Here is an 11,319-nt window from a genome sequence, read left to right as displayed (position 1 = left end):
ATTACTAGGATTTGATCTTGGAATACGTGTAACCGTCAGTTACGGGATTAAAGTTAATAATTTTCGGTAAAGAATTGACGTTAGCAATTTCGAGTAGATTAGGACATAGTCTCCCGAACTGTCGGGACGACGTAATTGAGGTTATACAATGTTGGCATTAGTATTTTATTCCACATTGTCTTTTACAACTTTTGTTTTCGATAAAAAGTCGTGAATTCCGTTTTTCACAAATAGAAACGAAAGTCGGTCAAATGGAATTAGTCGGCAAAAAGTCCGAGTTATTATATCTCCGTCAGTCGGTTTTTCTCCGTTCATTTTCACAACTTTTGTTTTGGTTACAAACTTTCCAATTGTTTTTTGAAATTTAATTTCCATTATCGCATAGTAAGCTATAAAAGTTCCAAAAATTAAAATATAACCAATTAGTGAAATCATTCCTTGGTCAGTCGGTTGGACAAAAAGTCCGATTACAAAACTGATAATAAATGCTAAAACCAACCATACAATAAAGTCAATCAGTAAATTCACAAATCGAATTCCAGAACCAACAACATTTGAGTCAACTTTTTGTTTTTGTTCTTTTTCGGCTGTTGCTTTTTCTCGGATTTTTTCGAATTCAGATGTGTCTATATTCCGTTTTTCAACTTCCGCATCTGCTGCTTCGATTGCAGTCGTATTGTATCTTTCTCTTTCGACTGTTACAATCTTTATTAATTCTTCATCTGTCCTCTCGGACATTACTTTAGCAAATTCGTTTTCCATTAGTTTGATGGTAGTTTTATATTAATGCACAACTAGTTAGTAACCGCAATAATTACATTTTCCTACAATATAAAACCATTTTTTTAGTGCAATTACAGAAGTGTTTTAGTGAAAAGTTAATGAGTTTTTACTTTTTTTCACCACAGCACTTTGTTGGAATTTTGTTGTTTGGATATTTCAGGTGATAATTAATTACTTTTTATCTTGTTTAGTTTCTCTTTTGTAAGCTTAATATCTTCACGACCATTGATGTGATTAAAGACCATTATAAATTGATTTTCATTCATTCTTCCTGCTTTATATTCTTTAGTTATTAATGGTTTTATTTCATTCCAATATTGATCTGGCGCATGCCTTAAAATCATAGCTGGAAATTGAGGTCCAACACAATTAGTAATGTCATTTGGAAAGCCTCTTTTTTTAATAATATCAATTAATAATTTCGTATTTTTAATATCTAATACTTTTTGCAATTCCATAATAGAATCTTCTTGCTTTTCAGTAAAATTATTTTCATGTTTATTAGCAATGGCTCTGGCAATTTTTCCATATTTTAATTGTTTTTCCTCGGTAAAAGTTGCGTATTCTTTATCAGAAATACCATCTGCTTTTTGAATAGAATCTAAAATTTTAAAAAATGGATCAACCATCATTTGCCTGTACTTTTGGTCATCTTCATAACTTTTTAATACTAATTGACACAATTTGTCTTCGTCCTTGTAATTCTTTACTTTTTTATTACAATTAATCAAAATAAAGCTTAGAGCTATAATTACTATTTTACCTAGTTTCATATTTTTTTGTGGTGTTCTTGGTTTCAATGAATGCCAACTTGCTTGTGTAAGGAAAGTTGCGGGTTTAAGCATTAAAGTTATCAAATAATTACAGATAGAATATTCCGCTAGTCCCGACGCTTCGGGATTCGTAACTAGGCTAAAACTAGCAATGAATTATACACGGTGTTGCCCACAGTTATTTTTCCAATGTCCAATTAATAATAAAATTTAAAGGTTCTTTATCCATTTCGTAAAGTGATGAGCCAACTTTACCATTTCTATCAGTTAAATAATGATTGAGACTATCAAATTCTTTTATCTCAATATTAAAGTTTTTGAAAGATTTTAATAAATCGATTTCTTGCTCGTGATTAATAATTTTGTCTTTTGTTCCTGTAAGATATAAAGTTTTTATAGAAAGACCCTTGACTGTATCTTCTAAATTAGTTCTAGCCATTTCTACTAAAAAAGTGTCATCTAACAATACGATAAATTTCTTTTTAAATCCTTTTTCTCTGATATATTCTTTTATTTCTTTTTTAGTAGAATTAGGAGTGCTTTTACATATTACGTCTATATATCCTTTTAAAAATGACGTGATTTCTGTTTTGGTTTTTCCCTTGCGCATTACTTCTGGAATACTATTTTCATAATTCCTTTCAAATTGGTTAACTAGAAAAGCTCCATTTTTTATAATTGGAGTTTCTATTAAAATGACGAAATCTAAATCGTTATTAATAACATTAAGAGTCGCAATTCCACCAATGCTGTGTCCTATTATTCCAAATTTTTTATCGTGAAATTGTTTTTGTAAATTCTTTAATGCATAGCTTAAATCCATTGACAAATCTCCCACTAAATCAGAATAATTCCCTTCAGATTTCCCAACTCCACGTTCATCAAATCTGTAAACCGCAATATTATTTTTTAAAAATTCTTCAGCTAACACAAAATGAGAGTATCTTGTGTCTCGTCCGCTTCCAGGTACAATAATTACTATTTTTTCAAAAACTGTTTTTGGTGTTATTAAGGTTCCAGAAAGTTTTATATTTTCATTTGTGTTTTCAAAGTTAATTTCTTTAAAATCATAGTATTCTTTATTGCTAATTTCTTTTTCATAATCATAAATATTCTGTGAATTAACGATTGAAAAATAAAATAATAAAATAATCAATAAAGTTTTCTTCATAATTGTGGGTAACGGTTGAGCTATGAACAGTACAGGAGCAAACTAGCGTTTGCTTTCCGCCACGCACAAAGCGAAATCTTTTGGTTTTGTTTTTTCTTTTTTTGTGTCAAAGCGAAATCCCAAAGATTTCGCGACTTTATAAAAATACGCAGACTTTAGCGTTTAAGCTCGAAGCCCGTATTGTTTATAGGTTTTGTTATCTGCTGGCTTTTTACGTTTTCAAAGCTTCTAGTAAGTCAATTTTATCGGTGAAATGGGACAAGGCTAAATCCCCTGTTCCTTGTTTCCAACTGATATTTTCTAAAATACGAACAATATCGTATTCAGCATCTTTTTTTACAACTGAGCTAATTAGGGCTTTATTTTTACCAGTTTCTGAATCTTTTTCCATTAAAGGTTTTCTGTAATACCTTTCTTGATAATAATTGTTGTAAGCATTTACTATGTACACTTCAAGCCAAATTAATTGTCTTTCTGTTTCTTCATTTATCCTAATTTTAATTGTAGACAAAAATTCTTCTTGTACTTCTTGTATACTCAGACTTTTGCTTTTTAAATTCTCATAAAAATTATTGTGTCTTATTTTAATAAAGGTTAGAAAAATAAATATGTGAGGAATAACGTAACTATTTGTATTAAAACTGCGAAGAGCCAAACGGCAATGTGAAAATATTTTTTCTTGCTGCCTTAGTGGTACTTTGGCATTAGAAAAAAGTAATTTACAAGTTGCTAAAAAGTTTGCTTTATTTTCCTGTACCTCTCTATGCTTAAGTCTTTCTGGGGACTTGAAGAAATCATCAAATTTAAAATAGTCGTATAGATAATTATAAAAAACGTCTGCTTCGGGTTCTGGAATTGAATATTCAATATCAATAAATCGCCTCAAATATTCGTCTGCATCTAAATCTGCACTTCCATAAACGCCTTTAACTGCATTTCCAAGTTGTTCTTTATCGATTGATAAAACAAAAACTATGTTTGGAACAGAAAAGAAATGTTTTATTTGTTCTAGAATGGATACAGCATAATCGGGACGACATCTATCTAACTCGTCAATTATGAAAATTAAAGGTTTGCCTTTATTGGTGTTTGCTATAAATTCAGATAGGCTCAAACGGAAATCTGAAACACTTTTTTTCTTTTTCGCATACTCTATGACTTCATTTTCAAATACGTCAGAAAGTCCTTTTGTAACGCCTACAATAGCATCTTTTATTCCTTCTGTGTCAATATATCTGTCCGCAATAGCTTTTGCAATTATAGGAGCAATATTTTTTGTGAGTGAAGATGCTTTTTTTAAAGTTTTTTTGAACCCAGGTTCGGTCTTTGTGGTAGTAAGAGATTTTAACTCTCCCATCAACGCAGTTAATGGATTGTTTTCGAAATCATTCTCCCAAGCATTAAAGTATAAGGTTTGATATTCATTATTTTTCAAATCTTGCTCCCACATTTTGACAAAAGTCGTTTTTCCAGCTCCCCATTTATTATTTAAAGCAAGAACAAATCCATTTGAATATGATTGGATTATATTAGTTAAAATTTTAGAATATTTTTCTCTGTCCAGTTTGCAATTAGCAAAAGGATTTTCCTCTTCTATCTCAATTTGTGAGTGTTTAATGTCCATTCATTTTTTTTTTGGAGCTTGCAGATAACTAGTAAATAAACTCAATGTATTGCGTTTACCCAGCCATATTGGTGGTATAAACACAATAATTACATTTTCCTACAATATAGAAACATTTTTTGTAGTACAATTACGGAAATGTGTAATTGGGTTAAAAAAGAGTATAAATGGCACAAAAAAACCCATAACATACAGTTACGGGTTTTAGTTTGTTTTTAGTAGCAGTCCATTAAAATATAACCTTTGTTTTGGTAGTAACTCAGTGGCTTTTTTAGGTGGTTTTTACAAATGGTATCTAAAACCTTTGTAACCTCTTTTTGCATACCTATAGAGCCGCAAATTAAAATATAACCTTTGCTTTTTATAAGTTGGGCAACTTCTTTACCGTTTGCCGCTAACAGGTTTTGCACGTATATTTTTTGGGCTTGTTCTCTAGACAATGCCAAATGTAAAGAGGTTAGGTTACCTGCTTGTTGCTGTGTTTCTAATTGGTTTTTGTACAGCTCAAAAGATGCTGCTGTACGCCCACCCCAATACAGGTGTAATTTTTTGTGTGCAGTGTTTTGGCGTATCATCCCTAAATAAGGGCCAATACCTGTACCAGTTGCTATTAACAGGGCTTCTTTTGCTTTTTTAGGCAAATGAAATGCTTTGTTTTTTACTATACCACAGCTTATTTTGTTGCCCACAGCAAGGTTTTGTAGCCTATTAGACACACTGCCTTTTTGATGACGTTTAACGCTTATAACAAGCTCGTTTTTATTCCACTTACCAATGGAGTACAAACGTTCTCTCTGGTCTTTTTCGCCCAAAATAGAGAGTAAATCTCCGGAGGTAAACTTTACTTTTTCTACTGGTTTTAGGTATATACAAAAAGTATCGTCCGGATTATTTTCTGCCTTGGTGTGTTTGGTTACAGTAAAAGCATAGGTTTTACGTTTCTTTTTACTACCAATAGCTTTTGGTAAACTTATGTTTAAATTTTCTTGCTTGCTCCACGCTAACAACCACTGATTAAAAGATTCTAAACTTTGGTTGTTTATGGTAAACACATCTGCCAAACGATTATTGTTTGGGTGCGCTTGTAACATAGTATCTACATCATAAGCAAACTTGCAATAGTCTGGGTATGCTAATGATCCAAAACCTACAACCGAGTAGTTAAACTTTGCGCCTTGTTGGTGCGTATTTAAAAGTGCTTTAAACTTTTTAGCATTTGTTGGCGCTTCTCCTGTGCCATAAGTAGAGGTCATTACCACCAAATGCTGCATATTTTTATAGCTTTTGTAACTGTTTAGTTCTGCCAAATATGCTTTTTTACCCAAACGTAGTAACTCTGAGTATAATGCGTTGGCAAAATAAAAGGTGTTTCCGTTTTCAGACCCAATAAGAATTACATAATCGCAATTGTCTTTTTTATACTTGTTTTTTATTCTAGATTTTCTGCGTTTTAGTGTAATGCTAAAGCCAGAATACATAAAAAATAAAATACCAATAGAGGCTAATAACAAAACTATACTCCATACTATACTCCCCTGCCCTGTATGAAAAAGTGTACTGTAATAAGTTAATATTACATAAAACGGATAGTTAACCTGACTAACTATATCTCCATTAAATTGGTTTATTAAATACTCTTTATTTGTTAACTGCACTAAAAAGTAACTCTCTGGAAAAGGTGCAAAAGGGTACTCTATTTTACGAACTTCTGATAATTTTATATTTTTAAAAACCTTAAACTCAGATACAGGAATAACTGGTTCTTCTGCAAACAAGGTATCTTCTTGGTGTACAATTTTTGCAGACGGTATTATAGAAAACTGTTCTAAAGACAAATACACGCCTGTTAGCGTTACTATTAAAATAGGAATAAGCAACCATTTACCAAAAACCGTATGGTAATACGGATTAAAACTTTCTTTAACTATTGGTTTAAAAAAACCTTTAACACCACCTTGCTTTTTTAAGATCAAAAAAATACCGCTAATACTTATTAAACAAAGTAATAATGAAGACAAGCCTACAAAAAACCTACCAATGCCTTTTAAAAATAAAGAACGGTGTAAGGTAGTTGCAAATTTAAACACAGGGCTAGTTTCTTTAGGTGTACCTAAACTATCTCCTGTTTTAGGGTCTATATATATTATTTTATCTGCACCATCTTTGGTAATAACAGATGCCGTAACCCAGCTATTTTTATCTATTTCTACAGAAATAACCTCTGCATACTTTTGCTGTAGTGTATGTGTAAATTCTGCAACAGTAATTTGGTCTAAATCGCCTGTAGTGTATGGCTGTATACGATTGCTAATTGGCTCTAACGCTAAAACAGAACCTGTTACGGCTGCCAATAAAATAAAAATAGAAGAAGATACAGCCAACACAAGGTGACTGTATCTCCATACTGATAATGTCATAAATTAATTATTTCTGTGGTAACATACGTATGTAACGAATGTAACCAGTACCATCTACTTTGCTATTTACGCTTGCAGAAGTAAGCTCAAAAGTTACATCGTCCTCAACATATTTTTGATCTTCTACAGCAGTTTCAAACCTAATTTTATAGCCACTGTCTATTTTATCGTCATCAATTTTAATAACTTTTATAGCACGTTCACCACCACTAATTGTAGCACCTGTTATGGCATCTATACTTGGTTTCTTATTTTCAAAAAAGTTGTACCATTTGGTTAAATCATGGTACCACTCTGGGTCATCACCCAAAACATTTAATGTCTCTACGTATTTACCTTCTGCATCTAATAAAGATACCACAACGTAAGCACCTTCACCCTCATAATTTTTTAACTGAATCATACATTTGTATTGGCTAGTTTTAGGAGCCGTTGTAAAAGCTGCCATAGTAAACAAACCTACTATTGCTATAATTACTACTTTAAATTTCATTTTCTATTATTTTAAAAATTCAATTTTATTTTTATTCAAAAGTTCGTTTTCAGAAGCTAAGTCATAAACCGTTTCTTCAAACTCTGTTACAGCGTCTTTTTTAGCTCCAACACTAATTAAATACTTAATTAAGTCTACATTATTAGTTGTCATAGCAGCCAAATGTAAAGGTGTTAATCCGTTTGCATTTTTAGCATTTACATCAATATTTAATGGTGCTATTTTAGCTAATAAGTCTTTATTATTTTTAGCTACAGCCAAGTGTAAAATATTGTTTTTACCCTCTTGTACGTGTGTCATATTTAAACCTTTAGCTGTTAACAAGTTCCATTTTTCTGTAAACGCTTTTTTGTTTCTTTTAGAGTAAGAGTTAACCAAGTAGTATGCCAAATTGTTTCCTTTTGTATCTACCACATCAATAGCAGCTCCTTTGTTTATTAAATAAGTAACAACATCTGCACTATTATATGCTACCGCATTAGTTAATGCTGTTTTGCCATCTTTATTTTTAGCATCTAAATTTTTAACTCCAAAAAACTTTACAACCTCTAAACTGTTACGCCCAGCAGCATTCATTAACGGAGTATTTCCTTTAGCATCAGCTTTTGTTGTAGTAACACCTTTGTTTATAAAGTAATTAAAAATAGCATTGTCTTTATTTCTGCTAGCCAAATTATGTATTGGTGTAACACCATTATTATCTGTAACATTTGGGTTTATACCTAAACCTTCTAAATACTTAAAAAACGCTAAGCTATTACCAGGGCCTCTACCACCTTCTGACGCTACTAAAATAGCATTGCTACCATCTGCATTAGTATCTTTATAAGCAACTCCTTTTTTAACCAACTGTGCTATAATTGTTTGGTTACCAGAACGTGCTGCATAATCTACAGCATTGTGTCCATCCTTATCTGTGTGGTTTAAGTCTAACCCTTTTTCTAAAAAGTAGTTTAAATCTTTAAGGTCTTTAGCACCACCAACTAATTTTAAAATAGCGTTGGCACCTTTAGGCGTAGTTTCTGTTATTTTAGCACCGTTTGCCAATAACAAATCGTATAATTCTGGATTAGTTTGTCCGCCACCAGCAGCAAAAAGTAATACAGAACTTCCTTTATCATCTACAACATCTGTTTTTGCACCTAGCTTAATTAGCTTTTTCATTAATGATAAATTACCCTTCATAGCTGCCCAAAAAAGGTAAGTACGTCCGTCATGGGTAACCTTATTTACGTCATTACCTTTTAAACTTAACAAGTAGTCTACAACCTCTGTAGATGCATTTGCTAAAATAGCATTTGTAGTAGCATCAAAATTATTAGAGCTTAATGCAGTTGCACTGTTACCTGCAGCTTCTTTTGCTTGTATATCTTTAACTGTAGTATTTGGCTTAAAAAAACCACGAGACCAAAAAACATTTGCGTCTTGTGCGGCAATAGTACCTACAAACAGTAGTAAAACAAGTGTTGTTATTTTTTTCATAATAAAGTGTATTTATAATAAATAAAGCTTATTTGTTTATTTAGACTTAGTATTGATAAAGCGCAAATATAAGAACTATTTTTATTTAGAATGATTAAAAATAGATTTTTTATTTAACAATTTTACAAGGAAGATTACAGCAGTTAAGTACACTATAACTTTTAAGTGTTTACATTTGTATGCAACCAACAGCTACTACAAAATTAAATTACTATACCTATGCACATTGAAGACTTGCCTGGCAACTATGCTATTATGGGAAACAACCAAAATGCCGAAAAAACAACTTACAAAGGCACGTTAGTTTTAGCTTTAGATACAAATAAGCGTATAAAAGCAAAATGGTTAATAGGTAATGAACAATACCAACTAGGTACAGGCTTTTTTAAAGACAATATTTTAGTAATTAATTTTAATTATAAAGGCGAAGATAATGCTACGTACAAGGGTGTTGTGGTATATAAATGTATTAGCAAAGATATTTTAGACGGCTTTTGGTCTGAAAAACACGGAGACCCAAATTACTTAGGAGAAGAACGTTGCTTTAGATTAAAAGAAGAACAAGAATTGGTGAATTAGTATCCTTTGGTTTTTAACTTTAGTGTTTTCTTAATTTTTAGAAATACTAAATTCTATAATTTTTAATGACTCAATTGTAGATGTTATCTTGACTAAAACAAATTAGAGTTGAAACTAAAAAAAGTATTAATGTTAGATTTTTCATTTTGTACAGTTTTCGTTAGAGTTATTGGTTATGTAGCTCGAAATTGATTTATTAATTCTGTCTCTATTTTTTGGTCTGTTTTCTTCTATCCATATTGTTGCATATCCTAATTCTTTAAAAAATAGATTTAACTTTCAGATAAGTGAATAGAAGAGACTATTTGCCAGCTTCCATTTTTCTTTTCTAAGCTAAATAAACTTGTGTAACCAGCGAGTTCATGAGTATAAGACCCAAAAATTAATATGGCTTTATTTAACTTTTCATTAAAATGTATATCAGAAACATAAACTATGCCCATTACGTTATATTTCTTTTTTATCTCTTGTATTTTTAAATTACCCTCCTTTTTTAGTACTGCAATTTTATTACCTTTAATATCCTCTAAGTTTGATAAACTTAAATTTTTTGATGAAAATATGTGAGAAGGATTGAGTTGTATATTTTTATATTCTTGCGCTGTAAAAACCTCCTCATTTTTAACATTATCAGTTGCTTTAAAAAACGAAATCAGATAATTGTTTTCAAGAAATTGTTTATCTGTTAATTGTTTTTTAGGGTATTCAATTTTTGAACTACTATCAACTGGCGGTAACGGAACAGGAAAATTTTTTAATTCATTGTTATATAACAACTTAACGATAGACACACTTTCCAACTCAAGGGTAGTTTCTTTATTCTGACAAGAAACATAAAGATTAGTAACTACACTTATTAAGAGTACCAATTTTATCTTTTTCATAGTTTGATATACGTTAACCATATAGCTTAATTTTTTATGCCTGTCTGTGACTTTTAGCATCAGGCTGGTTTTTTTCCAGGTTAAACCAAAATCACAAAGGTTTTGCACTCTTCATAAAAATTTATAAACTTAACAATTAAGCTCTAAGCCTATATTGTATATAGATTTTGTTATGGATTGTATTTCAATGTATTTTGCAATAAATAGAAACCTCCCCTTTATTCGCTTTAAAAGGATCAAACTTAATTGGAACATTGATGTTTCCATAATAATCAACATTCCATTCATCCTTAAAAGCACCTATGTACTTTTTCTCAACACCACTAAAATTTATCCTAATTGTATCATTTGACACTCCTTTAATCTGTAAGTATGCATTGGAATATGGTGCAAGCCAACCATTTTGGTTTGGCACTAAAGTGTCGTATTTAGGCTTAGAAAAATCCGTTATTTTAACTTTTACACTTTTCTCAAAACAAGAAGTTAAAATAAGTAGAAAGCAGAGGATAATTAATTTATTTTTCATTCTATTGATTAGTTCTTACTAATTGTAAACTGTATGTTGCAAAACAATCATTCGAGTTAAGGTTGTATTTATTCTATATAGTATTCCCATTTTACTTTATATTTTACTATTGTTGAGTCACTAATTTTCTCAACTAAATAAAGGTTAGGGAATACTTTATATGGGTACAAAGGATTTGTTCTGTTAACGTCTTTTTTGAGTGTACTCAAATCTGACATTTTTACATTTTTTAAATATTCAATTTTACAAGTGTCGATTTCTTTTTTATCAGAATAAAACATCTCTTTACAAATATAAAAAGTTATATTTCCATTTTTCTTTACCCCTTTAGAGTAATATGGTTCTGCAATTATTTTTCCATTAACTTCAATCGAATATGTTTTTTTGCTTGTTGCATCAAAGTGCAAATATTTTTTTTGTTGTAACTTTTTTTGTGAAAAACAAAAGTGTGATATAAAAACCATAATAATTAGTATATTTTTCATTCTGTACAGTTTTCGTTAGAGTTATTGGTTGTGTAACCCTAAATTACTTTATTAATTCTGTTTCTTGCGGCTTTAGACAAACTAGTCCAAGTATGAATATTT

Annotated in this window: 11 protein-coding genes; 1 reads left to right on the top strand and 10 read right to left on the bottom strand. The window is 30.7% G+C overall.

Annotated elements, in window-relative coordinates; all coding sequences use genetic code 11:
• Positions 1-165 precede the first annotated feature (165 nt).
• From KLA_RS16685 to KLA_RS16655, 7 genes are all read right to left on the bottom strand, one after another.
• Positions 166-762, bottom strand: coding sequence for an RDD family protein (locus KLA_RS16685; RefSeq protein WP_034647202.1), 597 nt, complete (start codon positions 760-762; stop codon positions 166-168).
• Between the two features lie 188 nt (positions 763-950).
• Entirely contained in the window at positions 951-1,556 is a 606-nt protein-coding gene (locus KLA_RS16680; protein WP_152536867.1) for a hypothetical protein, read from the bottom strand.
• 178 nt (positions 1,557-1,734) lie between these two features.
• On the bottom strand, positions 1,735-2,727 hold the full coding sequence (locus KLA_RS16675; RefSeq protein WP_034647198.1) for a serine aminopeptidase domain-containing protein: 993 nt from the start codon (positions 2,725-2,727) through the stop codon (positions 1,735-1,737).
• Positions 2,728-2,938: 211 nt separating this feature from the next.
• Entirely contained in the window at positions 2,939-4,351 is a 1,413-nt protein-coding gene (locus KLA_RS16670) for a P-loop NTPase fold protein (RefSeq protein WP_034647196.1), read from the bottom strand.
• A gap of 215 nt (positions 4,352-4,566) precedes the next feature.
• Positions 4,567-6,768 (bottom strand): PepSY domain-containing protein, encoded by a 2,202-nt coding sequence (locus KLA_RS16665; protein ID WP_034647194.1) that lies wholly within the window; start codon positions 6,766-6,768, stop codon positions 4,567-4,569.
• A 7-nt stretch (positions 6,769-6,775) separates the two neighbouring features.
• Entirely contained in the window at positions 6,776-7,261 is a 486-nt protein-coding gene (locus KLA_RS16660; protein ID WP_013621801.1) for a DUF2271 domain-containing protein, read from the bottom strand.
• Between the two features lie 6 nt (positions 7,262-7,267).
• A complete protein-coding gene (locus KLA_RS16655) occupies positions 7,268-8,743 on the bottom strand; it encodes an ankyrin repeat domain-containing protein (protein WP_034647192.1) in 1,476 nt (491 codons plus the stop codon).
• A 219-nt stretch (positions 8,744-8,962) separates the two neighbouring features.
• Between KLA_RS16655 and KLA_RS16650 the strand changes: the two genes are divergently transcribed.
• On the top strand, positions 8,963-9,322 hold the full coding sequence (locus KLA_RS16650) for a hypothetical protein (RefSeq protein WP_034647190.1): 360 nt from the start codon (positions 8,963-8,965) through the stop codon (positions 9,320-9,322).
• Positions 9,323-9,594: 272 nt separating this feature from the next.
• Here the strand turns inward: KLA_RS16650 and KLA_RS16645 are convergent, their stop codons facing one another.
• The 3 genes from KLA_RS16645 to KLA_RS16635 form a co-directional block, all read right to left on the bottom strand.
• On the bottom strand, positions 9,595-10,206 hold the full coding sequence (locus tag KLA_RS16645) for a hypothetical protein (RefSeq protein WP_152536866.1): 612 nt from the start codon (positions 10,204-10,206) through the stop codon (positions 9,595-9,597).
• A gap of 184 nt (positions 10,207-10,390) precedes the next feature.
• Entirely contained in the window at positions 10,391-10,732 is a 342-nt protein-coding gene (locus KLA_RS16640; protein ID WP_034647186.1) for a hypothetical protein, read from the bottom strand.
• Positions 10,733-10,800: 68 nt separating this feature from the next.
• Entirely contained in the window at positions 10,801-11,217 is a 417-nt protein-coding gene (locus tag KLA_RS16635; protein ID WP_034647184.1) for a hypothetical protein, read from the bottom strand.
• Positions 11,218-11,319: the final 102 nt, after the last annotated feature.

Source organism: Cellulophaga geojensis KL-A (genome assembly GCF_000568425.1).
Classification (GTDB): domain Bacteria; phylum Bacteroidota; class Bacteroidia; order Flavobacteriales; family Flavobacteriaceae; genus Cellulophaga; species Cellulophaga lytica.
This window is presented reverse-complemented; position numbering and strand designations above follow the sequence as displayed.

What these genes read in the sequence shown, in the direction of transcription:
- KLA_RS16680 (WP_152536867.1), bottom strand. Translation starts at nt 1,556, where the DNA reads ATGAAACTAGGTAAAATAGTAATTATAGCTCTAAGCTTTATTTTGATT.
- KLA_RS16650 (WP_034647190.1), top strand. Translation starts at nt 8,963, where the DNA reads ATGCACATTGAAGACTTGCCTGGCAACTATGCTATTATGGGAAACAAC.
- KLA_RS16665 (WP_034647194.1), bottom strand. Translation starts at nt 6,768, where the DNA reads ATGACATTATCAGTATGGAGATACAGTCACCTTGTGTTGGCTGTATCT.
- KLA_RS16640 (WP_034647186.1), bottom strand. Translation starts at nt 10,732, where the DNA reads ATGAAAAATAAATTAATTATCCTCTGCTTTCTACTTATTTTAACTTCT.
- KLA_RS16635 (WP_034647184.1), bottom strand. Translation starts at nt 11,217, where the DNA reads ATGAAAAATATACTAATTATTATGGTTTTTATATCACACTTTTGTTTT.
- KLA_RS16660 (WP_013621801.1), bottom strand. Translation starts at nt 7,261, where the DNA reads ATGAAATTTAAAGTAGTAATTATAGCAATAGTAGGTTTGTTTACTATG.
- KLA_RS16670 (WP_034647196.1), bottom strand. Translation starts at nt 4,351, where the DNA reads ATGGACATTAAACACTCACAAATTGAGATAGAAGAGGAAAATCCTTTT.
- KLA_RS16685 (WP_034647202.1), bottom strand. Translation starts at nt 762, where the DNA reads ATGGAAAACGAATTTGCTAAAGTAATGTCCGAGAGGACAGATGAAGAA.
- KLA_RS16645 (WP_152536866.1), bottom strand. Translation starts at nt 10,206, where the DNA reads ATGAAAAAGATAAAATTGGTACTCTTAATAAGTGTAGTTACTAATCTT.
- KLA_RS16655 (WP_034647192.1), bottom strand. Translation starts at nt 8,743, where the DNA reads ATGAAAAAAATAACAACACTTGTTTTACTACTGTTTGTAGGTACTATT.
- KLA_RS16675 (WP_034647198.1), bottom strand. Translation starts at nt 2,727, where the DNA reads ATGAAGAAAACTTTATTGATTATTTTATTATTTTATTTTTCAATCGTT.